The organism is Streptomyces sp. NPDC090442, assembly GCF_044769405.1.
GTDB lineage: Bacteria > Actinomycetota > Actinomycetes > Streptomycetales > Streptomycetaceae > Streptomyces.
Window position 1 is genome coordinate 1 of record NZ_JBIVXW010000089.1, and the last position, 19,923, is coordinate 19,923.

Genomic DNA, 19,923 nt, shown 5'->3' on the forward strand with positions numbered 1-19,923 from the left:
CAGGCGGTGAACAGGTCCCGGGCCTTGACGGCGCCGTGGGGGGTGATCAGGGCGCGTTCGTCGAGGAACCGGGCCAGGACATCACTGGCGGCCTGGTAGGCGGCGGTGCGCACGCGTACGGCCTCGGGAGGGTTCAAGCCTTGGGCCTGGTAGTCGCGCCAACCCTGGTGTACCCAAGCGAGGATGGCGGGGGCCGCGCGCTTGAGCCGGTCGGGCAATCCGGGGTCCTGTTCGTCCTCGGGGATGGTCACGTCGAAGGGCACGACGAGGATGCGGCGCCATGCGGCGGGGTCGTCGCCGGAGACGGCGGGTAGGAAGTTGGTCAGCATGACCAGCGTGTGCGAGGGGTCGAATGTGATGGGGTTCTTGTGCATGAGGTTGGCCTCGATCGGGTCGCCGCCGACGAGTCGTTTCATGGTGGCTTCGGCGAAGCGTCGGCCCTTCTCGGTCTCGGAGCAGAACGCCAGGCGGGCGCCGCGAAGCCTCATCTTGAACGCGCCGTGCCGCTCGTGCTTGGACTCCATGAGGATGGCCGGGTCGACCTCGATCGCGTAGTCGCCGAATGCGGACATCAGGGCGTCGCGGAGGGTGCCTTTGCCGTTGGCGCCGGTGCCGGTGAAGATCGGCATCACGTGCTCGCGGACCTCGCCCAACATGGCGTATCCGAACAGGCGTTGAACGAAATGGCGTACCTCCTCGTCGGGGAGGATGCGGGCGAGGAATGCGGCCCATTCGGCATCCGTGCCCTGGGCGAGGTGCCCGCCGGCAACTTTCGTGATCAGGTCGGCGCGGTCGTTGGGCTGCACGCTGCCGGTGCGCAGGTTCACGGTGCCGGTGGGGGTGTTGAACAGGTGCGGGTCGGCGTCCAGGGCCTTGGACGGGGTGGAGATCGGCGGCAGCGCGGACGCGATACGCAACATGCCCTCGATCCCTGTGGCGGATTCCGAGCGTCGTACGTCCTTGTAGAGGGCGTCGCGTTCTTGGCCGGTAAGGCGGTTGAGGTCGGCGAGGGCGGTCTTGACGGTGGTGACGGCGGCCTCGATGTCGGCGCGCTGCTCATCAGGGGCCCAGCGTGCTCCGTCCCAGCGGAACCAGCCGACCCCGTGCACGTGGCGTAGGTGGTCGGCGTGCTCGGCGAGGAACCTCTCGGCCATCCGCAGGTGCCCACGGTGCCGTTCCGGGCCGGGCAGTGGGGCGTACGGCGTGGGCGGGGGAGCGTCGGCGGGCGGCGGCGAGGTGATCAGCATCCGAATCGCCGGGTCGAGCGGCTGGGCGAGTATGTCGGGGGACAACGGGCCTTCTCCTTGGGGTGGTTGTGGGGGAGGTCGAGTTGTTCGCCGCGCGGGCCCACGTGGCGCCACCAGCCGGGCCGGCCGGGGATAGCGACGGGCGGCCAGCCGGGGGTAGCCACGACCGGGCGTTCGGGGGTGCGCACGGTGCGGCGGGCGGCGAGTTCGTCGTGGGTTGGCCGGCGGGCGAGGCTGCCCGCGAGGGTGCGGGCGTGGTCGTTGGCGCCGGCAGTGACATGCGCGAACCACTGCTCGGGATCGTGGGTCAGCAGATGGTCGAGCCACGCCTCTTGGGCGGTGTGGCGGCGCCACTGCTCCGCGGCGGTGATGAGCGCAACCGAACGGCGCGGGTCGCTCGCGCGCAACGCGCACCATGCCGGACTGCCGTACTCGGGAGCGTCTGGGGCGTTGAGCGCGGTCACCTGTGCCGATGCCCACAGCGATACCGGGTCGTGCGCGGTCGTCTCGGGCGGCGCCGGGGTGAGGTGGGCACTGGGGGACGTGGCAGAGCGTTGCGTGGTCCGTGTGGCGCTCATGGGGCGGCCTGCGGGGTGTCGAACCGGGCGGCGAGGTCGGCCTCGCTCCACCCCCGCACCCGGCACCGGGCCACCTCGGCGGCGAGCTGGGCAGGCGTGAGGCTGTAGGTGCTGGGGCCGGACGGCGCGGCCAGGCACAGCAGCGGGTCACGGTGCCCGCAGGCGAGCGGGGGCAGGCGGTCGGCCGCACGGCGCCGCGCCGGGGCTATGGCGGAGCCCTTCATGCTGCTGCCCGTCTGGTGCCAGTCTTGGCGCGGGGGCGGGCGTGGAAGACCAGGCGCAGCCGCTCGCGCTGCCGCACACTCAGCGGCGGCGCGGCGTCGACCAACGCCCGTATCTCGGCGGCGTAGTCGTCGGCATGGCCCGTGTCATTCACGGTTGATGTGTCGTTCATGAGGTGGTGCTCCTGCGTCCGGGCACGCGAAACGGCCACGAACCGCGGGGTTCGTGGCCGTTCGGCGTAGGTGTGTGGTTGTGGGGGTCGGGTCTACAGGTCGTGCTTCCAGGTGATCCGGATACGGGCGCCGGACCGCAGCCGCTTGGTTGTCTCGGGCGGAACAAGGGCGGCCAGTTCGTCAGCCTCAGATTCCGCAGCACACAAACGGCACCACAGACGCACCTCGTCGGCGGTGATTCTTCCTTGGGCGCTTTCGGCGTTGCTCGACTTGTAGATGGACCAGCCGGCGAGTTCGGCGAGTCGCCGATGCGTCATTCCCCGCGTCCCGTAGGCGCGCCGTATGGCGCGCAGCCGTCGGCCGAGTTCCTTTCGAGACTCCATACCGACTTGAAACGCGGGGTCCTTCGCCGTGAGCCGCGGCAGCATGGTCACATCCATGAGCGCCTTGATCACCTCGCGTTGCTGGGTGAGAGGAAGCGTCGGCCAGATGTCGGCCACATCGGACCGGATGAGCCCCCGCAGCACGGGCGCGGTGCTGGCCTCCTCCGCTTGCCGTTCGAGGGCTTCGACCTCGGGTAGCAACTGCGCCTCGATCCGGGCGGCCATGGTCACGGTCATTTTCCCGTTGGCTACCTGGTCGGCGGTCTCGTCGAGGGTGGCGCGCTTCTCGGCGGCCTCGGCGAGCAATGCGGCGATGTGCTCCGCCTGCTGTTCATCGTCGGCGAGCAGTTCGGCGGCGTCCGGGCGTGACAACCGCTCGATGACCAAGGCCGTCAGGTGCTGGTCGAGGATGTCTTTGGTGATCGCCACACACTGCCCAACTTGGGTGTCCGTCCCCCGGCATTGGTAGCCGATGCGGCGGTCACTCTTGCCGGGCTTCTTCGGCCAGTGCGCGGCATAGAGCTTGCCGCCGCAGACTCCGCACACGGCGATACCGCTCGACAGGTGCCGAAGGCCCCCCGGGCGCCACGTCGTCCGCGCTGGATCGGTCAACCGCCGTACACAGGTGTAGAACGCCTGCCGTTCCTCGGGTGTCTGGTGGATCGCGGGCCATTCGGCATCCCCGATGACGACACCGTGCCGCACCCGCTTTCCGATGTACCCGGGATTGATGGCCATGGCGCGCAAGTTGTCCTTGCGCCAAGAGCCGCCGGTGTTGGTGCGCAGCCCGCGCAGATTGAATTCCCGGCACAGTGTCCCGAGGGCTTCACCCGCGGCGAGTCGGCGCACCGCCTCGCGCACGATGGCGGCCTGATCCTCCCGGATCACCGACTTCACGAACTCGCCGGTACGCGGGTCGTATTCGCGTGCGTAGCCGTAGAGCATCCGGCCGTTGGGGCGCCCCTTGGCGGCGCTGGACTTCTTGCCCCGGAGTACGCGGTCCCGGGTGATGCCCGATTCCCGCTCGTCGAGCAGGGCGTCAAGGCCGGTGGTGAACCGATCGTCGGTGCGCGACAGGTCGTACAAGCGGCCCTTGTAGCACCACTGGACGGCGTTCCCCTCGGCGATCTTCCGCAGGTTGAGGTACACCTCAAGGTCACGTTGCGCGCGAGACGACTCCCAGGTGACAAGCACATCGGCCGCGCCCGTGCCCAAGAACTCAATGAGCTTTGCGTATTCGGTGCGTTCCTTGGTGGCGTATCGCGAGGCGGAACGGTCGTTGTCCCGGAAGATTTTTACGACCGGCCAGCCGCGATTGTCACACTCTCGCTTGCACTCGGTTACCTGGTCGGTAACGGACTTGCCTCGGTTGTAGGGGTCGCTCGACACCCGCGCGTAGATCACCGCACGCAACGGGCGATCGGCCACGATCCCGGCGGTCAGCGCGGTTTCCGTCGCTCGCTCAAGCAGTGCGGCGCTGGTCATCGGACACCCCCCGCCTTACGCGCCCGGATCACCAGGGACGCGAGAGTTGCGACGGTCGGGGAGTCCCAACCGGCAAGCCAGTCGATGATGCGGCGGTCGTACGCCCCCAGCTCGACGCCGGCGAACGCCTCGGCGAGCGCGGCGCGGTATTCCTCGGTCCCGGACAGTGCCGACCAGGGCGCCGCCTCGATCGGGCCGGTGGGTATCGCCAGCTCCGCACCGTCCACGCTCGCATGGTCGATAGCCTTGTGCATGGGTCCTCGCCCTCCGTAGCAGGGTTGGGGATCAAGGCCCCGTGCCGGTGGTGACGCACCGGGCGGGGCCGCTTCGTAATGGGTTGCTGCGAAGGAATGTTGGAGGTGCCGTAGTCGCAACCCAACCAATACCGGCGTATGTCGGGGAGTTCGGCGACGACGTGCCGCCCCTCGTCCCACATGTCGTAGATCGCGCCTTCAGCAACGACCCACGCGCCGTCGATCATCCGGCGGTGCCACAGGCCGACGTACTCGGCGCCGAGAGCGGCGACGTACTCGCGTGACAACGATGGGTTGTCGGACAGCCTGAAGTGCCAATCCCTGAAGTTCAGTTCGTGGGCACGGTCGAGGTAGCTAACCTTCAACCAGTGCCGCGGGCTGTCGGGGTTGGTGGTCGCGTACAGGCGCGCCCCGGGGACGGACAGGCGGGCGAGTAGTTGCGTCCAAAACCCCTCGGGCAACAGGGTTGCCTCGTCGACATATGCAAGCTGCGCGGTAAGGCCACGTAGCCGGCCCTCGGCGCGGGCGTCGGCGGCGCCGATCAGGTGGACCGTGCGGCCGAGGATGACGGCCGTGGTCGCCCCGCGGGTGTGCACGACGTGCCGAGCAAGAGGGCCGAACAAGGCGGCGTCTTGCAGGGGTTCGAGACAGTTGCGCTCGATCGTCTGGAGCGACCGACCACAGATGATGATCAGGCCGGACGGCCCTGCCTCGGCGGCGGCGATTGCGAACGCAAGCAGGCTCGCGATGGTCTTCCCACTCCGGACGCTGCCGTGCCAAAGGTTGATACGCCGGGTGGCCTGTCCGATGCTGCGCAACTGCTTGCGCGACAGGGGCAGACGGTCAAGATCGAGCACAGGCTCACCCCCCGTCGGCGCCCTCGTCGTCGGCCGCGTGTGTCAGTGCTTCGCCCAGGGCGCCGAGCATGCTCTTTACCTGCTCGACTCCCTCGCCGCCCTCGGCGGGGGCGAGTTTGAGTGACTGCTGAATCGCGGTTGCGGTGGCAGTGATGATCTGGCGTTGATCGGCGAACCGAGGTCGGTCGAGGTGGGTCTCGTGCCAGTCGCCCTCCTTGCCAGCGAACTCGCCGTATGTGCACGGCTCCCACAGTTGGGCGCGCAGTTTCTCGGCGTCCTCTTGCAGGGTGAGCGCGAGAGTGGTGCGGCGCGATGCGAGATCGGCGCGGCGTACCTCGGTGGCGACGGCTACCTCGCCGGCGCGGTCGAACGTGACGTCGAGGTCGCGGGCGATCTTCGACACGGTCGACGGCGACCGGCCGATTTCCCGGGCGATCTCGTTCCGGGCCTTCCCGGCGGCGTGCAGGCGGCGTACCTGCTCGCGGTCGTGGTCGTCGATGGGGCGCCCCATGTTGATCACCCCCGATAGTGTGCGTAGTTCGTACCCAAAGCGAGCAAGAGGGGGCGTCATGCGACGCATTGCGTTAGTAGGTGCTGCGCTGTCCGGGCTGGTCCTGATAGCCGGATGCGGCGGGAGCGCGGACGCGCAGTCTGGTCAGGAGGTGTCGGCGGCGGAGGTGACGCCGTGGCCGGTAACCGTCGACAAGGGCACGTTGCAGTGTCATGACGGTGGGGCTGTCACGATCGCGGCTGGCGGAACCGAGTACGCGCTCAATGGCACGGCGAAGGCCAAGTACGCGGATCTCGGGCCGATTTGGAAGGACAACGCGAAGATTCCGGGGACCAAGGTCCCGGTAACCAAGCTGCTGGAGCGCGGACAGAAGCTCTGCCGCTGACGGACGACGCCCCGCTGCACGGGGGATGGCAGCGGGGCGTCGAGTTGAGCTTATTTCCGGGCACGCCGGAGACGGCTCCAACTTTAGGTCACGAGACGATAACGATGCAAGCGGCTTACTTGGCCTCGCGCGCGAGCGCACAGTCTCACCCGTGACCGGTCATCCAGTGCGCGCCACGTAGGCTTGGTGGTGGTCGTGTGGGGGTTGCTCCCGCACGGTTAGTCGGGCCCGTCCGGCGGTGAGGTCGCTGCGCACGGGCCCGCACTGCTCATGAGTCTTCGGGGTCCGGCTCGACGCCGTGCTCTGCGGCCTTACGGCGCCGCGCGGCGTTCGTTTCCTCTTCGTACTCGGCCATGATGTCGAGAACCATCTTGGTGGCGGCCTGGCTGGCGGGCGTCGGCTCCTCACGCTCCTTGCGCAGGACTGCGTACACATGCGACGTCGTCACACCAAGGAGGTCTGCGATGTCGGGTGCTTCCATGCCATCGGCAGCAGCCTGACGGATCATGAATGGCATGGACTTCTTTGCCTTCTCTCCGATGGCGCGGTTTTCGGCGAGTTGGGCAAGAACGTGTGCTGCCGGCTGCTGCGCGACTGGGAACCGCTCGGTGATCATCTGGTCGCGTTCGTCGAGCATTTGGGCGCGGCGTCCTTTGCGGACGGTGGACGCGATGTCTTGGGATGCCCAGGTGCGACCGTCGGTGACCACGGTTCCGGACTCGACGACGGCTGATAGCAGGTTGAGGGCGAGGGCGGCGAGTTGCGGTCGACCGTCGAGCAGGGCATCAAGGGCGGCGCGTGTCTGCCGGGGGCTGATGGGCGGCCGAGCCTTGAAGCCGTAATCGCTAAGGGCGCGCTGCAATTCGGCTTGCTGCTCCTCGAACGCCTGCGGCTCGTCGTTGGTGGGCATGGTGCTGCTCCTGTCGGTGTGGTCGGGCCCGCCCTCCGTCGAGGGCGGGCCGGCCGGTTGCTTACTTGATGGGGCGCCACGCCATAACGCATCGGCGGGTGTGCGGCTCGATTGTCCATCCGGCCTTGCGCAGCTTGTCTGCGCCGATCTTCAGCTCAACGACCCACGGTTCACCGTCGGGGCGGACGTATTGGCCGGCCGACAGCCAGTAGAGGGCGACGCGACCGTTTCCGCGGGGCTCGGCGAGGAAGCCCCACGCGTCCGGCGTGTGGTCAGGGCTGTCGGGCTGGGCGGTGATGTCGGTGTGGTCGGTGACCTCAGCGAGGCGCAGCTCGCCGACGGCGGCGACGGCGGCGAGGGCGTCGGGGTCGGTTGAGTGCTCCGGCGCGGTCCCCTTGGTCTTGCCGTTATGGGCGACGACGCGCCCCTCGATTACGCGCCGCTCCGGGGGATGAGTGGCGTCCGTGGCGCGGTCGCTGAACAGGGCGCCTTGTTCGACCGGTTGCTCGATGTTGAACAGGGCGCCGTCGGTCGGCTGCTCGCCGATCCACGCGCCCCGCCATGTGCCCTCGGCGGCCTCGGCTTGAGTGATCTCCCAGTGACGCAACAGGGCCATGACGTCGGGGAGGTACAGGGCGGGGCGCATGCCGAGGGCGGGGAACATCAGGTGCACCTCGCGTTCCCCATGGCGGATGTGGGCGGCGACGGCGGCGCGGACGCGGGTGACGGCGTCGGCGGTGGTGTGTCCGCTGTAGGCGAGGGCGTGCAGGTCGTCGCGGGTGAGGGTCGCCTCGGGGCTGCCCTCGGTGACGCGGACGCGAAGGGCGCCGGCCTGGGGCAACTCGTGGACGACGCGACGGACGGCGTCGACGGCGAGTTCGTGGGCGTTCGCCCCGCGGGCGTCGGCGAGCTGCTGGCGACGCTCGGCGCGCTCCTCGGCGGCCTTGGCGGCGTCGCTGCTCGACGGGCGCCGAATCCACGTCCACGGGTCGACCAGGAAGCGGGGGGCCGGTGCCGACTCGCCGGCCGGGGGCGCGGCCTGCTCGACGGTCTCGGCGAGGTCGACCGCGGCGGCGGCCAGGGGCGAAGCGGCGGCGAGGGCGCGGGAGTTTGCGCGCTGCTCGGCAACGGTGGTGCAGCGGGCGCACAGTTCGTGTCCCTTGTTGAGCAGGGCGAGCAGGTCGGAGCCGCTGATGTACTCGGTGATCACCCGGCCGCACAGTGTGTCGTCGTTGGGGGAGAAGTGCACGCGCTTGCCCTTGCCGACGGTGGCGTAGCGGACGCCGGCGCGCTCGGCGAGGGTCGGACCGTCGGCGGTGTCCTCGGTGGCCGGGGCGGGGACGGGGGCGGGGGTCGCCTCGGCGGCCAGGGCCTTGAACTTTGCGACGCAGCGCTCGCACTGGTTGGTCAGGGGCGATTCTGCGCCCTTGAGGGTGCGGAAGTCGTCGTTCATGCGGGCGAACGTGCGCGCATAGATGCGGCTGTGGCACAGGGCCGGTCCCTCACCGTCCTCGGTGAAGGCGTGCCAGATGGCGCCGGTGTTGGTGGTGGCCCAGATCCGCTCGTTCATCGGGGGTTGCTCCCTTGGGTTGGTGGGTGCCGGGTGAGGTCCGGCTTGCCGGGTGAGGTCCGGCGTGGCCCCCACTATAGCCACTTGTGAAGTTGCTACACAAGTGGGTTGACAAGTCAGATTACAAAAGCGGGCACCGCTCAACTGCGGTACCCGCTCCGGCTATTGGTCTGGTCCTGCTAGGCGGCGGCGCTCCGTCGGTGTCCGTCGAGGGCGCCCCACAGGCCGGCCAGGTCGGGGCCCCGCCATATCCGCCGGTGCCGGCCGTCGAAGTCGACCGGGGCGCCGCACGTCTCGCCGGTCGAGCAGGTACCGAACGCGTCCTCGGGGTCTCCCGGAAAGGTGTGCATGGTGAGCGTCCCTCCGCACCAGGGGCACGGGTCGTCGAGGGTGGTCGTTCGTCCGTCGCGGTCGAGGGTGTGCTCGACGGCTCGGCGGGCCTGGCGCGTGGTGTGGGCGATCTCGTCGAGCAGCCGCGGGGGCGTCGACTCGAACAGGTCGTCGCGCCGCTCGTTGAGGGCGCGCCCCTCGATCCACACGGCGGCCCAGTGCAGGCCGAAGCGTCGACTGCCGGGGGATGTGGCGGCCTGGTAGTGCCATCGGTACGGGTGGGCGGCGTCGGCCTGGTCGGTGGTGGCGCGGCCGTGGGCGTTGGTGGTGGACCGGATAGGGCGCTGTACCCGCTCGGCGACCTGGTCGGCGAGGTCGAATAGGGCCCGCTCGACATCGAGGGCGGTGTCGAGGGCGTCGAGGTTGAGCGGGGCGGGGTGCTCGCGCAATACCAAGGGGAGCCGGCCGACGACGGGTTCGGCGGGTATGGCGTCGTCCTCGCACCGATTGTCGGCGGCGAGTTGGTCGAGAAACCCGCGGGCCTCGCGCGGCGGCCACTCGTTGGCCGGCCGGCGGCCGATGGCGGCGAGCAGGTCGCCCCACTGCTCGCGAATGGCGGCGAGGTCGTCGGCGGCGCGCCGGGCGATCGGCGCGGTGTGGTCGAGGGCGGTCGGCATGCTGGTGCTCCTGTGCTCAGTGCGTGTTGGCGGCGTCGCGCTCGGCTTCCAACTCGGCGACGCGTTGCTGTGCCCGGCGTATGGCGACCTGTTGCCCGCCGGCCTCGCGCCGGTACCGGTCGGCGTCGGCGACCTCGGCCTCGACGTGGGCGCGCAGTAGGGCGGCCTCGGCCGCGGTGAGCACGACGCCCCGCTGCGCGCGGGCGAGCAGTACGAGCAGGGAGTCGCGGCGCGCGGTGCGCTCGGCGCCGCGGTGGGCGCGGTCGGTGCGGCGGCTCATCGCTGTACCTGCTTGTCGAGGCGGTCGGCGTGCTGGTCGAGCATCCGACGCACGTCCCGCATGCCGGTGATCAGGCCGCGGGTGCTGCGCGTGACGCCGCGCTCGGCGCGGTAGTCGTCGGCGTGCTGCTCGGCGAGTGCGGCAAGGTCGCGACTGTGGGCGGCGAGCAGGACGTAGGCGGCGGCGAGGGCCTGTGCGGGGGTGCGCGGGGCATCGTCGAGCAGTACGTCGCGCAGCGTCGCGAGGGCGGTGTCGGCCTCGGATGCGTTGAACGCGAGGACGGCGCGCACATCGTCGACCCAATCGGTATCCGGTCGCTGCTCGGTGTCAAGGGCGGCGGTGTGGTCGAGCAGGGCGTCGAGGCTGGCCGGGCGGGGCGTAGTGGGGATGCTGGTCATGGTTGCTCCTGGGTCAGTTGAGGGGGCGCGGTATTCACGTGAATACCGCGCCCCTTGGGCGGGGTCTTTGCCGCGGCGGTGCTACTCCTTGCGCGGGCATTCGACGCCGCAGGCCGGGCACGCGAATCCGGCGGGCGGCCGGTCGCCGCAGTGGGCGCAGATGGCAAGCGGAGTGAGCAGGGCGGCCGGCGGGACCTCAAACAAACGGGCGGCGGTGGCAATGTCGTTGGCGGTCCACGCGCGGCCCCTGGGGCGTTCGGCGATGCACCACGTTCCTGCCTTGATCGGCCGACCGGTGATCTCGCCCCAGCGTTGGCCCGTTTCGGTCTGAGTCCAGCGGCGGCGCCGGCGCAACACACGGACGTTGGCGCTGATGATCTCGGCAAGCGACGGCGCCTCGGCGGCCGGAGTGACGGGGGCGAATGTGGTGGTCTCGGTCATGGCGTGTCCGTTCGGGGTGGTTGGCTGGTGGGAGTTCCCGCGCGCGGGCCGGCCTGCGACCGGTCGCGCGGTGGTCTTAGAACTGCGGCTGGTCGCTGAATGTCTGGGTCGCCCATGGGTCGCTCTGGGGCTGGTTGTAGCCGTATCCCTGGGCCTGTTGGGGTCGCTGCTGGGCTCCGCTGGCGCTGCTGCTGGCCTTGGTGACGACGGCGGTTGCCCGGAGCAGAGACGGGGCGACCTCGTCGGCCTGGATCTCGTAGGAGGAGCGGGTCTTGCCGTCGCGGTCCTCGTACTGGCGTTGGGTGAGTTGGCCGGCCACGATGACGCGCATGCCGCGGGTGATGGACTGGGCGACGTTCTCGGCCTGTTGGCGCCAGACGGTGACGGCGAGGAACAGCGGCTCGCCGTCGACCCATGCGCCGGCCTGCTTGTCGTAGCGACGGGGGGTGTTGGCTATACGGAAGTTGCAGACGGAGACGCCGGACGGTGTGGCCTTGAGTTCGGGGTCGGCGACGACGTTGCCGGTCATGTTGATGGTGGTCTCGCCACTCATGGCTATGCAGCCCTTTCGATGGTGGGGATGGTGGGTCGGATTGGAGTAACGGTGGCGAGGGGCGCCTCGCGCTTGGCGGCGCGGGCGGCGCGTTGCTGGTTTCGCTTGCAAGTACGGCATTTCCTGCTGCCGTTGGGGGCGCGGTAGGTGTTGGCCTGGTCGTAGGGGTGGCCGGCGGGGCAGTGCGTGACGGCGGCGCGGCGGGCGACGTGGTTGGAGCTGCGCAGGATGTTGATGCGGTGTGTCACTGCTTCGAGGTGGGCGGGGTTGACGCACTCGCGGCGGTTGCACCGGTGGTCGATCTCCAGGCCGGTTGGTATGGGGCCGATGTGCTGCTCGTAGGCGTAGCGGTGGGCCTTGGTGGTGCGGCCGTTGGCCCAAAAGGCGCCGTAGCCCTTGTTGTTGGTGGCGCCGGTCCACAGGTGGCAAGGGCCGGGGCAGTGCCGACGGAGTGACCAGGGGCCTGTAGGGGTCACCTTGTTGGTGAAGCGGCTGACTGTGGGCCGGTCCATGGATGTACCTCCGTCGGGATCTGGTCGTTCCGAATGTTCCACCTAGACAGAAAGGGAATCTGTCTGGACAGAAAATTAGCAGGTGTGGGAGTGGGCTGGCGTGGCATTTGCCGGCGACGGGGCGTGGGTGACTGTCCATCCCTGTGCGGCCAGTTCGTCGACGATCTGACACGCCAACGCACCGGTATTCGCCAGTGAGTTGGTGGCGACGGTCTCGACGGCGGCACGCACCACGGCGAGGGCAGCCGCGGGGATGACGGGCGGTTCCTGGTTCATGCTGCTGGCTCCTGGGGCGCGTAGTGGTGGGCGGTGGCGAGGTCGATCCGTGAGGGGTGGGGGCTAGGGCGGGGGTTCCTGCGGTAGTTGGTGCACGGCTTGCCGGCCTCGGCGCGGCACTGCTGGTAGGGGCACTGCACGTCGAGCGGGTCGGGTAGTCCCTCGACGGCGAGGCGTTCGCGTTCGGCGCGGCGCGGCCGGTACGTGGCGAGGGCGTCGCGCACGGTCCGGGGCACGTAGTCGCCGAGGGCGGCGAGACGTTCGGCGGCGGCCTGGTCGCGCTCGGCGCGGGTGCCGCCGGTCAGTTCGCGGAACGTGGCGGCCGGGGCGGCGCCGATGGCGACGGCGTGCCGGGTGGCGACCAGGGCGGCGCGGTAGGCGGCCTGGTCGTCTGGGTCTGCGGCTGGCACGGGGTCGTGGTGCCGGTCGACCACGTCGCGTCGGAAGTCGTGCCAGGGGCGCGACACGTCCGACGGCTTGATCGGGTAGGGGCTGGTTTTGATGTGGTGGCGCACGACCTGTGCGGCGTCCCAATGGCGGCCGGCGGGGTGCGGCGCGGTGGGGGGCACGTCGGCGAGCAGGTCGGCCCACTGGTTGAGCGTTTCGCCGGCGGCGGCCTGGTCGGCGGGCGCACTGCGCGGGTCGAGGCGCACGGCGTAGGCAAGCAGGGCAGCGACTTCTTCACGGGTCATTGGGCGTCCTCCTGGGGGGAGTTGAGGGCGGCGGCGAAAAGGTCGACGGCGCGGGACACGCGGCCGGGGCGGGCGGCGTCGAGGGGGATCACGTCGGCGCCGGGCGCGGTTGGGGCCCCGGCAGGGACGGGCGGGAGGGATGACCAGCCGGGCAGGAAGTAGCGGACGCTGCGGGGCCGACTACGAGCGTGGCGCCACTGCTCGCGGGCGTGGTCGACCAGGGCCGGAACGGCGGTGCGCTTCACGATCGCCTCCAGCCGGAACCACTCGGCCTCGGCGAGGGACCACTCGACAACCACGCCGGCCGCGGTGAGCGCGTCGCGCAACGGAGCAACGTTCGCGGGCACGGCGGGAGTCGAGCCGTAGCTAGCTTGCTGTACCTCCGTAGGAGGTACAGGGGGACGGGACGGGTCGGGTCGGGGGGACCGTGACGGGGCCGGGGCGTCACGGTGTGACACACGCTCCTGACCTGCGATGTCGTCCGGAAACTCGATCTGATTCGCGGACGATTCACGATTTTCCGTCGATGAACCGTCGTCGATTCGCGGACGATCGGCGCGCGAATCAGCGCGATTGCGTTCCTGGTTCCGCTTCTCGGCGGCCTTCTCGCGGGCCCGTTGCTGCCGCTCTGCCGAGGCGGCGCGGGCGTCCTCGACCTTGGCGCGGGTCGGGTTGTAAACGAGGTAGTCGTGCATCACATAGTCGCCGGCCGGCGGCTGCGTGCATCGAGTGCAGTCGTGGCCGGCCGCGTGCCACAGGCCAGCAGCGACCAGCTTTCGGGCCTGGGGTGCGGTGCCGTAGAGCTGGGCGACAACACCCGGCACGATTCCCTCCGTCAAGTGCTGGGCGGCGTACGTACCGGCCTTGACCCACAGCCCAACAGCGGCGTTACCAGCCTTCAGCGTCTTGGGGTGGCCGTAGAACGTATCGTCAACCTTGAACCAGGTCACGGGAGTTGTGCTCCTAGGGTCGTGCGCTCGGGGCGAGGACGTAACGTGACCTCGCCCCGAGGCGATCAGGCGGCGGAGTAGGGGCGCATGCGCGCCGGCTGGTGCTCCTCGCACCGCCAGCCGCACGGGTAGGGGCGTACGGGGTGAGCGCCGCACTGCGGATCGCCGGCGTTGCATCCGCCCGCCGCGCGCGGGTTGTTGCACGCGTTGCAGTACCGGCGGCCGTCGGCGCGGTGCCGGCCGTGTACGGCTTGGTCGTGGTCGCACGTGGGGGTGCGGTGCTGCATGCCCTTGACGGCGGCGAGGGCGCCGCGGTCACGCTGCCGGGTCGCTTGGTCGTCGACGTGGGCCGGGTTGCAGCATCCGGGCTGGGCGCACGACGGGCGGACGGTGCCGACCGGGTCGCGGCCGGTACGCAGGATGAACGCGGCCTGATAGGCGGTGTAGTCGCGGCCCTGGTGCCGAAAGCGTCCGCCGCCCTTGCCGGGCGTGCGGGTCCACTCGCGGTGTCCGTCGGGAGTTTCCCGGGTGCGGGCGGCGAACGCCTTCGAGAGGCCGGCCGGCGCCGCGGGGGCGTCGTCGACCGCGAGTTGTCCCGGCACGGGTGCCACGGGCGGGGAGCCGAGCAGGCGACGCGTTGCGTCGAGGCTGGCGACGGTGGCCGGCGTCACGGCGCACCCCCGGCGGTAATCGCGGCGAACTGCCCAGCGAGGGCACCGGAACGCCACGCGTTGGCCGTCGCGTCCTTCCCTCCCTTGCGCCACGTGAGGGCGTGCGTGCGGGCACGCGTGGGCTTCCACACGATTCCGGGCACGTCGTGCACTTCACCGGTCACCTTGTCGGCAACCTTCGGCGCGCCTGCGGCCGTCATCTCGGCGACCAACTCAGCCAGGCGCCACGGCTTGACCGTGCGCACGACGCGGGTCTCGGTCCACTCCTGATCAGGCCACGTCTGACGCAACCAGCGGGCGAGGGCTTCCTCGTCGACAACGACCGGGCCCGTCTCGCCCCTGCGCAGTGAGATCGTGGCGACCTGCTCGCCGCTGGGCAGAATGGCGGCGATCCGCTCGACGCCGTCACGCGCCGCCGCGGCGTCGAGCGCCTGTTGCGTGCGGGCCCGTACGTCCTTCCTGGCTGCGGCTACACGGGCGGCGAGCAGGTCGAGGGCGGCCTCTTCGAGCGCAAGGTCGCGCAGCGACTCGACCGGCTGCTCGATGGTCGGCTCGGCGCTCATGCGCGGACCTCCTTCGCAGCGTCGAGCAGGTCGTCGCGCATCTCGCGCAGGTGGACCACGGTGGCGGCGGCCGGCTGGCACTGGAATCGGACGGCGAACGCCTCGGCGGCCTCGGTCTGGTCGAGGCCGGCGGTGCGGGCGGCGTCGTACATCTCGCCGAGGGCGGCGGCCTGCTCTACGTCCTGCTGCGGCTGGGGAACAGGCGCGGCGGGCCGCGGATGGGGCGTGGCGGCGGCGCGCTGCTGGGCGACGGCGTCGAGGCGTGAGAGGTAGTCCCCCGGGGCCCCGTCGGCGACCGCAGCAGCACGCACCTTGTCGAACGTGGCGCGGTCCGGGGCCTTTTGAGCCTCGGCGAGGTAGTCGCGGCGCGGGCCGGCCGGGCGCTGCTGCGAGGCCGGCGCGGCGCGGTTGCTGCGGTGCTGCTGCCCGCGCTGCGGTCGCCGGTCCTGCTGCCGCTGCTGGCGCTGCGCATGCTCAGCACGCTGTTCCGGCGTCGGCTCCGGGTGGTGCCGGTCCCCGTCATCGATGCTGCGGCCGTCCACGGGCAGCATGAACAGCGTGAACAACAGATACTTCAGCGCCGCGGACTGGGCCTTGTTGGTCGACTTGTCGGCGTAGTCGAACGCCTCGCCCGGCACATCCGCGACCAGGCAGTCACCCGCAGGCCCATACACCCGGTACCGCATGGTGATCACGGTCCGGGTCATCTTCCCGTCACGCTGCTGGGCGTGCTCGGCGATCGTCGGCAGGATGAACACGCCGTGCGCCCGCAGCGGCCCGGCCATGGCCGACATCACGTCGTCGATGCCGCGGAACTTGTAGTTCTGCTGCGTGTTGGTCTGGTTCTTGCCAACGGGCATCGCATCACGCATCACCGCATTGATCGCGGCGAACACACGGGGCGCATCCGCGGGGGCACCAGTCGGGGCCGGTACGTAGACAACATCCGCCGAGGGGACCGGAGTTGGGGCGACGGGCTGTTCGGCAAAGGTGGGCAGGGCGGTGAGGGTCACGGGCGCGGCTCCGGATTCGTGCGGTGGCGGATATGGGCGGCGAGTTGGGTGATGCGGCCGGCGAGGCTGATCGCCGTATCGGGGTCGAGCAGGTCGTCGAGACCGTCGACGGGCGCCTCGGCGAGCAGAGCCTCGCGGCTTGCGTCCACGGCGGCGGCGCGCATGGCCTGCTCGTACTCGGGCACGTCGCGCCCGAAAAGCGCGTGATCGAGGGCGCGCACGTGCTCGGCGTGATGGGCGAGCAGGGCGCCGAGGTCGTCGGGCGCCTCGGCGTAGGCAACGGCGAGAGCGTCGAGCAGGGGCTCGACGCGGTCGGCGATCGGCAGACGGACCGCGAGGCCGTCGGCGCCGAGCTGGGGGCGGATCATCGGTGCAACTCCTCGGGCATGGCCGGCTCGTCCAGGACGAGGGCGCCGGTGTGCGCGTCGTAGGCCAGCGGGCGGGACCAGTCGGCGGCCGGGAACATCCGGCGGAGCAGGCCACGGGCGGCGCGATGCGCTTCGCGGCCGGCACAGACCGGCAGGCCGAGGGCGTCATCGAGGACAACCCACGTCGCGCGGCGACGCTCGCCGTCGCGGTCGGTGTGCACGGGGACAGTGCGCACATGCACCGCGCCGGGCGCGATGATGTCGAGTTGCCGGGCGATCACCGCGCGGCGTGCAGCGAACCGACGGCCGGCGCGCCCGCCTTGTATGGCGAGGGCGGCGCGCAACGAACCGGCGCTAGTCTGGGGCGTGTTCACGATCGGTGCCTCTCTGGGGCGGTCGTGGCGGGCCGTCCGGGTCGCGTCCGGGCGGCCCGCAGTTGTGTCAGGCGGCGGCGCGGTGCTCGACGGCTGGCGCCTGCTGGCGCTGCTGGCGTTCGAGGCGGCGCAAGATCAGTTCGACCTCGGGGTCGAGACGCCCGGCGGTGCGGTCGGCATCGCGCCGGCGGCGGGCGGCGTCCAGGACGCGACGGGCGTCGCGTATGGCCTGCTCGCGGGGGACTACTGTGCTCATGCCGCGTTCCGCTCACTCACAGCAACGGGCTTAATCAGTTGAGCCGGTGAGAGGCCGTATGCAGCCTCGACGGCGGCGGCAACACGTACCGATGGCGCGGTTTTCCCCGTCCACAGGCGCCATGCGGTCGCGGGAGCCACCCTCAGCCGGGCGGCGAGGTCAAGGTAGTGCTGGTCGCCGAGTCCGCCGGCTATGGCCTGCAACAGGGCACGGTCGTACATCACGCCCGCCCTCCTTTCTGACGAGACAGAAGGTCTGCCGAGACAGAAAGTAGCAGGTATCTTTCTGGCGTGAAAGCTAGAACAGCGCGTACGGTCTGTGACGCACGGTTGTTTATCGTTGACACGGAAAGGACATTCCGGCACAATCGAACCCCAGTGCGATCAGCAAAAGGGCAGGTCGCATGGGGGTTGCCGGGGTCACGGGGGGTGATGTGTGGTGCATCCCATCACATTGCGTGAGCTGTCTTTCTCGCGAGACAGCTACGCGCTACATTTCACTCATGAAAGACAGGAAGCCGGACGAGCCTGCGCTGTTCGCGCAATGGCTACACGATCAGCTCACCGCCCGCGGTTACGACCTCTCAGGACCTCGTAGCGGCGGACGGGCCAGATTTGCCGAACGCTCAGGAATCAGTCCATCCAGCGTCGGCCGACTCCTCCGAGGCGACAACGTCACCGACACCCGCGTCCTCGGCCTACTGGCCGAAGCGCTCGGTGTGCGACTCGGCGAAGTCCTCGTACGCGCCGGCGTCATCACCGCCGACGAACTCACCGCAGTACAGAACCCCACCACCGGGCCCCGCAGCATCACACCAGAACAAGCAGCCGACGAACTAGGCATCCAGGACCCGCAGTCACGCGCCTTGTTCCTCTCGATGACCGAAACCCTTCGACACCAGCGAGCCACCAACGGCGACGGACATACCGCCGAGAACTAACCGGAGGCGTAGTGACCCACCGATACATGCCCGCAATCAGCATTGCCCTGCTCCTCCTGGGGCTCTCCGCGGGCGTACTGGGACTGCTCGGTCGCAACAGCGCCTTGTTCGAGGCCGGGGCCTTCGTGTCGGTGGTAGCTGTACCGCTGATCATCACCCGCACTGTCCACGCCGCTCACAAAGTCACTGACCAGCAACTCGCCGACGCTGACAGGGCCGGATACGTCCGCGCCCTCGACCACGTCGCGCGCGGCCTGCTCGACAACGCCCCCGCCCCGCCGAACACCGGCCGCCGGGCCACCGCCGAGCACGTCGCGGGCAACGTGATCACACTGCGCCCGCGTCAGCAGCAACCGATTGATCGGAAGGCACAGTGACCGCAGTCGACATACCCGCCACGTTCCGCGGGGCACCGACGGATGAGGAAGGCGAGCCGTGGCTCGCGTACATCCGCGTGTCTACGTGGAAAGAGGAGAAGATCAGCCCGGAACTACAGCGAGACGCAATCCTCCAATGGGAACGGCGCACCGGCCGACGCATCATCGGATGGATTGAAGACCTCGACGTGTCCGGCCGGCACTTCAAACGCAAGATCATGCGCTGCATCGAGCGCGTGGAGGCCGGCGAGGCCCGGGGCGTTGCCGTATGGCGATACTCCCGGTTCGGACGCGACCGCACAGGCAACGCAATCAACCTCGCCCGGCTCCAACAGGCCGGCGGCGAACTGGAATCCGCGACCGAGCCGGTCGACGCCTCGACCGCCATCGGCCGATTCCAACGCGGCATGATCCTTGAGTTCTCCGCGTTCGAGTCGGACCGCGCCGGCGAGCAGTGGCGAGAAACCCACGACCACCGCCGCTACAAACTCCGACTCCCCGCACAAGGCCGAAAGCGCTGGGGGTACATCTGGCACCGCCGCTACGACCCCACAACGGGCAAGCTGCAAAAGGAAAGATACGAGCCCGACCCCGAAACAGGCCCCATCGCAGCGGAATTGTTCCGCTCGTACGTCGACGGGTTCGGCTTCACCGCCCTAGCCATCCAACTCAACCAGGACGGACACCGCACCACACTAGGGAACCTGTGGAACGCCGAAACCCTTCAGCGGTACATGGACAGTGGTTTTGCCGCTGGACTCCTCACCGTGCACAACCCTGAGTGCCGATGCCGCAAGACCAACGGATCATGCCGGAACCACATCTTCATCCAGGGCGCGCAAGAGGAGCTGATCGACTTCGACCTGTGGCAGGCATACCTGCAGCGGCGAAAGGAAGTACGAGAAACCTTCCCCCGCTCCCGGACCGGCATCTACCAACTGACCGGGCTGTGCAAGTGCGCACACTGCCGCCTCGGAACCAGCCTCAACACCGCAACCCGCGACGGCAAGAACGTCCCCGGCTTCTCCTACCGATGCAGTAAGCGCGCCAAGGCCGGAGCGATGGCGTGCAAGGGAATCCTGGTTCAGCGCACCGAAGTTGAGAAAGAAGTCCTCGAATGGCTGAAGCGTGAGGCCGCGGCCGACATCGACACCGCCCCGGCGAGTGCTCCTGACCCCCAACGGAGCCTCGCGGACCAGCAAGCTGCCAACATTGCCGCCCGCGCTCGGGCACAAGCCGAAGTTGACAGACAACGCCAGGCCCTTGCACGGCTCCGAGCCGAACACGCCGCCAACCCAGACGACTTCGAACCAGGAGAGTACGAGGAGGCCGCCGACGTCATCCGCAAGAAGCGGACCCAAGCGCAAACGCTGCTCGACAGCATCCCCGAAGTGGAGCCCCTACCAGAACGAAAGGAGTTCAGGCCCTTGGTCGTGGGCACGGTCGAGGAGTGGCCAACCCTCAACACGCGCGAGAAAAACATGATGCTCCGGAAGCTGATCCGGCGCGTCGCCATCACACGCCATGGCGCAGGAACCGAGAACCACGAGATCCACATACACCCCGTGTGGGAGCCGGACCCGTGGCCCGACCCGAAGAAGGCCACCGCTACCGGGGGAAACCACTCTGGCGGTGACGCGGGCGGCGCAGGTTCCCGGCCGATTCCAGCCTGAGAGG

Annotated in this window: 29 protein-coding genes and 1 pseudogene; 4 read left to right on the forward strand and 26 right to left on the reverse strand. The window is 69.6% G+C overall.

The features are described from left to right. The 8 genes and pseudogenes from ACIQU6_RS38760 to ACIQU6_RS38795 form a co-directional block, all read right to left on the reverse strand. Positions 1–1,292: phage/plasmid primase, P4 family (locus ACIQU6_RS38760; RefSeq protein ID WP_403486448.1), on the reverse strand; the 1,292-nt coding region annotated here is incomplete at its 3' end. After that, on the reverse strand, positions 1,241–1,825 hold the full coding sequence (locus ACIQU6_RS38765) for a hypothetical protein (RefSeq protein WP_403486449.1): 585 nt from the start codon (positions 1,823–1,825) through the stop codon (positions 1,241–1,243). The genes ACIQU6_RS38760 and ACIQU6_RS38765, both read right to left, overlap by 52 nt. Next, a complete protein-coding gene (locus ACIQU6_RS38770) occupies positions 1,822–2,049 on the reverse strand; it encodes a hypothetical protein (protein WP_403486450.1) in 228 nt (75 codons plus the stop codon). Before ACIQU6_RS38770 ends, ACIQU6_RS38765 begins: the two co-directional genes overlap by 4 nt. Continuing rightward, positions 2,046–2,219, reverse strand: coding sequence for a hypothetical protein (locus ACIQU6_RS38775; RefSeq protein ID WP_403486451.1), 174 nt, complete (start codon positions 2,217–2,219; stop codon positions 2,046–2,048). The genes ACIQU6_RS38770 and ACIQU6_RS38775 overlap by 4 nt, the downstream gene beginning before the upstream one ends. A gap of 93 nt (positions 2,220–2,312) precedes the next feature. Then, the gene (locus ACIQU6_RS38780; RefSeq protein ID WP_403486452.1) at positions 2,313–4,088 is read right to left on the reverse strand and encodes a recombinase family protein; all 1,776 of its coding nucleotides are present in this window, start codon (positions 4,086–4,088) and stop codon (positions 2,313–2,315) included. Then, positions 4,085–4,342 (reverse strand): hypothetical protein, encoded by a 258-nt coding sequence (locus tag ACIQU6_RS38785; RefSeq protein ID WP_403486488.1) that lies wholly within the window; start codon positions 4,340–4,342, stop codon positions 4,085–4,087. The genes ACIQU6_RS38780 and ACIQU6_RS38785 overlap by 4 nt, the downstream gene beginning before the upstream one ends. Before the next feature lie 194 nt (positions 4,343–4,536). Continuing rightward, positions 4,537–5,199, reverse strand: a pseudogene (locus ACIQU6_RS38790) (terminase large subunit domain-containing protein); the annotation flags it as partial. 4 nt (positions 5,200–5,203) lie between these two features. Next, positions 5,204–5,710, reverse strand: coding sequence for a helix-turn-helix domain-containing protein (locus tag ACIQU6_RS38795; protein WP_403486487.1), 507 nt, complete (start codon positions 5,708–5,710; stop codon positions 5,204–5,206). A gap of 58 nt (positions 5,711–5,768) precedes the next feature. On the opposite strand from ACIQU6_RS38795, the gene ACIQU6_RS38800 reads away from it, so the two are divergent. After that, positions 5,769–6,095 carry a DUF2511 domain-containing protein gene (locus ACIQU6_RS38800; RefSeq protein WP_403486453.1) on the forward strand — a complete coding sequence of 109 codons (327 nt, stop codon included), beginning with the start codon at positions 5,769–5,771 and terminating at the stop codon, positions 6,093–6,095. A 268-nt stretch (positions 6,096–6,363) separates the two neighbouring features. Here ACIQU6_RS38800 and ACIQU6_RS38805 read toward each other — a convergent pair whose 3' ends face one another. The 18 genes from ACIQU6_RS38805 to ACIQU6_RS38890 form a co-directional block, all read right to left on the reverse strand. After that, complete coding sequence (locus ACIQU6_RS38805) at positions 6,364–7,005, reverse strand: hypothetical protein (protein WP_403486454.1); 642 nt, start codon at positions 7,003–7,005, stop codon at positions 6,364–6,366. Positions 7,006–7,066: 61 nt separating this feature from the next. Beyond that, the gene (locus ACIQU6_RS38810) at positions 7,067–8,575 is read right to left on the reverse strand and encodes a hypothetical protein (protein ID WP_403486455.1); all 1,509 of its coding nucleotides are present in this window, start codon (positions 8,573–8,575) and stop codon (positions 7,067–7,069) included. Between the two features lie 179 nt (positions 8,576–8,754). Next, complete coding sequence (locus tag ACIQU6_RS38815) at positions 8,755–9,582, reverse strand: hypothetical protein (protein WP_403486456.1); 828 nt, start codon at positions 9,580–9,582, stop codon at positions 8,755–8,757. Positions 9,583–9,598: 16 nt separating this feature from the next. Beyond that, positions 9,599–9,862 carry a hypothetical protein gene (locus ACIQU6_RS38820; protein ID WP_403486457.1) on the reverse strand — a complete coding sequence of 88 codons (264 nt, stop codon included), beginning with the start codon at positions 9,860–9,862 and terminating at the stop codon, positions 9,599–9,601. After that, a complete protein-coding gene (locus tag ACIQU6_RS38825) occupies positions 9,859–10,260 on the reverse strand; it encodes a hypothetical protein (protein ID WP_403486458.1) in 402 nt (133 codons plus the stop codon). The genes ACIQU6_RS38820 and ACIQU6_RS38825 overlap by 4 nt, the downstream gene beginning before the upstream one ends. An 81-nt stretch (positions 10,261–10,341) precedes the next feature. Next, a complete protein-coding gene (locus tag ACIQU6_RS38830; protein WP_403486459.1) occupies positions 10,342–10,701 on the reverse strand; it encodes a hypothetical protein in 360 nt (119 codons plus the stop codon). Between the two features lie 76 nt (positions 10,702–10,777). Next, entirely contained in the window at positions 10,778–11,254 is a 477-nt protein-coding gene (ssb, locus tag ACIQU6_RS38835; RefSeq protein ID WP_403486460.1) for a single-stranded DNA-binding protein, read from the reverse strand. 2 nt (positions 11,255–11,256) lie between these two features. After that, positions 11,257–11,766 (reverse strand): HNH endonuclease signature motif containing protein, encoded by a 510-nt coding sequence (locus tag ACIQU6_RS38840; protein ID WP_403486461.1) that lies wholly within the window; start codon positions 11,764–11,766, stop codon positions 11,257–11,259. A gap of 75 nt (positions 11,767–11,841) precedes the next feature. Next, a complete protein-coding gene (locus ACIQU6_RS38845; protein ID WP_403486462.1) occupies positions 11,842–12,042 on the reverse strand; it encodes a hypothetical protein in 201 nt (66 codons plus the stop codon). Beyond that, positions 12,039–12,734, reverse strand: a complete 696-nt coding sequence (locus ACIQU6_RS38850) for a cell surface glycoprotein (protein ID WP_403486463.1) — start codon at positions 12,732–12,734, stop codon at positions 12,039–12,041. Before ACIQU6_RS38850 ends, ACIQU6_RS38845 begins: the two co-directional genes overlap by 4 nt. After that, entirely contained in the window at positions 12,731–13,684 is a 954-nt protein-coding gene (locus tag ACIQU6_RS38855; protein ID WP_403486464.1) for a mucin-2, read from the reverse strand. Before ACIQU6_RS38855 ends, ACIQU6_RS38850 begins: the two co-directional genes overlap by 4 nt. Positions 13,685–13,749: 65 nt before the next feature. Next, positions 13,750–14,355, reverse strand: a complete 606-nt coding sequence (locus ACIQU6_RS38860; RefSeq protein ID WP_403486465.1) for a hypothetical protein — start codon at positions 14,353–14,355, stop codon at positions 13,750–13,752. Then, positions 14,352–14,918, reverse strand: coding sequence for a hypothetical protein (locus ACIQU6_RS38865; RefSeq protein ID WP_403486466.1), 567 nt, complete (start codon positions 14,916–14,918; stop codon positions 14,352–14,354). The genes ACIQU6_RS38860 and ACIQU6_RS38865 overlap by 4 nt, the downstream gene beginning before the upstream one ends. Continuing rightward, on the reverse strand, positions 14,915–15,931 hold the full coding sequence (locus ACIQU6_RS38870) for an ERF family protein (protein ID WP_403486467.1): 1,017 nt from the start codon (positions 15,929–15,931) through the stop codon (positions 14,915–14,917). The genes ACIQU6_RS38865 and ACIQU6_RS38870 overlap by 4 nt, the downstream gene beginning before the upstream one ends. Next, on the reverse strand, positions 15,928–16,299 hold the full coding sequence (locus ACIQU6_RS38875; protein ID WP_403486468.1) for a hypothetical protein: 372 nt from the start codon (positions 16,297–16,299) through the stop codon (positions 15,928–15,930). The genes ACIQU6_RS38870 and ACIQU6_RS38875 overlap by 4 nt, the downstream gene beginning before the upstream one ends. Next, positions 16,296–16,673 carry a hypothetical protein gene (locus ACIQU6_RS38880; RefSeq protein WP_403486469.1) on the reverse strand — a complete coding sequence of 126 codons (378 nt, stop codon included), beginning with the start codon at positions 16,671–16,673 and terminating at the stop codon, positions 16,296–16,298. Before ACIQU6_RS38880 ends, ACIQU6_RS38875 begins: the two co-directional genes overlap by 4 nt. Before the next feature lie 67 nt (positions 16,674–16,740). Next, positions 16,741–16,929, reverse strand: coding sequence for a hypothetical protein (locus ACIQU6_RS38885; RefSeq protein ID WP_403486470.1), 189 nt, complete (start codon positions 16,927–16,929; stop codon positions 16,741–16,743). Next, positions 16,926–17,153 (reverse strand): XRE family transcriptional regulator, encoded by a 228-nt coding sequence (locus tag ACIQU6_RS38890; RefSeq protein WP_403486471.1) that lies wholly within the window; start codon positions 17,151–17,153, stop codon positions 16,926–16,928. The genes ACIQU6_RS38885 and ACIQU6_RS38890 overlap by 4 nt, the downstream gene beginning before the upstream one ends. Positions 17,154–17,431: 278 nt before the next feature. On the opposite strand from ACIQU6_RS38890, the gene ACIQU6_RS38895 reads away from it, so the two are divergent. Genes ACIQU6_RS38895 through ACIQU6_RS38905 form a run of 3 tightly spaced genes read left to right on the forward strand, consistent with a single transcriptional unit; the run spans position 17,432 to position 19,919 of the window. Continuing rightward, on the forward strand, positions 17,432–17,869 hold the full coding sequence (locus ACIQU6_RS38895) for a helix-turn-helix domain-containing protein (RefSeq protein ID WP_403486472.1): 438 nt from the start codon (positions 17,432–17,434) through the stop codon (positions 17,867–17,869). A 26-nt stretch (positions 17,870–17,895) separates the two neighbouring features. Further along, entirely contained in the window at positions 17,896–18,246 is a 351-nt protein-coding gene (locus ACIQU6_RS38900; RefSeq protein ID WP_403486473.1) for a hypothetical protein, read from the forward strand. After that, on the forward strand, positions 18,243–19,919 hold the full coding sequence (locus tag ACIQU6_RS38905; protein WP_403486474.1) for a recombinase family protein: 1,677 nt from the start codon (positions 18,243–18,245) through the stop codon (positions 19,917–19,919). The genes ACIQU6_RS38900 and ACIQU6_RS38905 overlap by 4 nt, the downstream gene beginning before the upstream one ends. The last annotated feature ends 4 nt before the right edge of the window (positions 19,920–19,923 follow it).

Excerpts from the sequence above, each read along its gene's own strand:
- ACIQU6_RS38765 (WP_403486449.1), bottom strand. The coding sequence starts at position 1,825 with ATGAGCGCCACACGGACCACGCAACGCTCTGCCACGTCCCCCAGTGCC.
- ACIQU6_RS38770 (WP_403486450.1), bottom strand. The coding sequence starts at position 2,049 with ATGAAGGGCTCCGCCATAGCCCCGGCGCGGCGCCGTGCGGCCGACCGC.
- ACIQU6_RS38775 (WP_403486451.1), bottom strand. The coding sequence starts at position 2,219 with ATGAACGACACATCAACCGTGAATGACACGGGCCATGCCGACGACTAC.
- ACIQU6_RS38780 (WP_403486452.1), bottom strand. The coding sequence starts at position 4,088 with ATGACCAGCGCCGCACTGCTTGAGCGAGCGACGGAAACCGCGCTGACC.
- ACIQU6_RS38785 (WP_403486488.1), bottom strand. The coding sequence starts at position 4,342 with ATGCACAAGGCTATCGACCATGCGAGCGTGGACGGTGCGGAGCTGGCG.
- ACIQU6_RS38795 (WP_403486487.1), bottom strand. The coding sequence starts at position 5,710 with ATGGGGCGCCCCATCGACGACCACGACCGCGAGCAGGTACGCCGCCTG.
- ACIQU6_RS38800 (WP_403486453.1), top strand. The coding sequence starts at position 5,769 with ATGCGACGCATTGCGTTAGTAGGTGCTGCGCTGTCCGGGCTGGTCCTG.
- ACIQU6_RS38805 (WP_403486454.1), bottom strand. The coding sequence starts at position 7,005 with ATGCCCACCAACGACGAGCCGCAGGCGTTCGAGGAGCAGCAAGCCGAA.
- ACIQU6_RS38810 (WP_403486455.1), bottom strand. The coding sequence starts at position 8,575 with ATGAACGAGCGGATCTGGGCCACCACCAACACCGGCGCCATCTGGCAC.
- ACIQU6_RS38815 (WP_403486456.1), bottom strand. The coding sequence starts at position 9,582 with ATGCCGACCGCCCTCGACCACACCGCGCCGATCGCCCGGCGCGCCGCC.
- ACIQU6_RS38820 (WP_403486457.1), bottom strand. The coding sequence starts at position 9,862 with ATGAGCCGCCGCACCGACCGCGCCCACCGCGGCGCCGAGCGCACCGCG.
- ACIQU6_RS38825 (WP_403486458.1), bottom strand. The coding sequence starts at position 10,260 with ATGACCAGCATCCCCACTACGCCCCGCCCGGCCAGCCTCGACGCCCTG.
- ACIQU6_RS38830 (WP_403486459.1), bottom strand. The coding sequence starts at position 10,701 with ATGACCGAGACCACCACATTCGCCCCCGTCACTCCGGCCGCCGAGGCG.
- ssb (WP_403486460.1), bottom strand. The coding sequence starts at position 11,254 with ATGAGTGGCGAGACCACCATCAACATGACCGGCAACGTCGTCGCCGAC.
- ACIQU6_RS38840 (WP_403486461.1), bottom strand. The coding sequence starts at position 11,766 with ATGGACCGGCCCACAGTCAGCCGCTTCACCAACAAGGTGACCCCTACA.
- ACIQU6_RS38845 (WP_403486462.1), bottom strand. The coding sequence starts at position 12,042 with ATGAACCAGGAACCGCCCGTCATCCCCGCGGCTGCCCTCGCCGTGGTG.
- ACIQU6_RS38850 (WP_403486463.1), bottom strand. The coding sequence starts at position 12,734 with ATGACCCGTGAAGAAGTCGCTGCCCTGCTTGCCTACGCCGTGCGCCTC.
- ACIQU6_RS38865 (WP_403486466.1), bottom strand. The coding sequence starts at position 14,918 with ATGAGCGCCGAGCCGACCATCGAGCAGCCGGTCGAGTCGCTGCGCGAC.
- ACIQU6_RS38875 (WP_403486468.1), bottom strand. The coding sequence starts at position 16,299 with ATGATCCGCCCCCAGCTCGGCGCCGACGGCCTCGCGGTCCGTCTGCCG.
- ACIQU6_RS38885 (WP_403486470.1), bottom strand. The coding sequence starts at position 16,929 with ATGAGCACAGTAGTCCCCCGCGAGCAGGCCATACGCGACGCCCGTCGC.
- ACIQU6_RS38895 (WP_403486472.1), top strand. The coding sequence starts at position 17,432 with ATGAAAGACAGGAAGCCGGACGAGCCTGCGCTGTTCGCGCAATGGCTA.
- ACIQU6_RS38900 (WP_403486473.1), top strand. The coding sequence starts at position 17,896 with ATGCCCGCAATCAGCATTGCCCTGCTCCTCCTGGGGCTCTCCGCGGGC.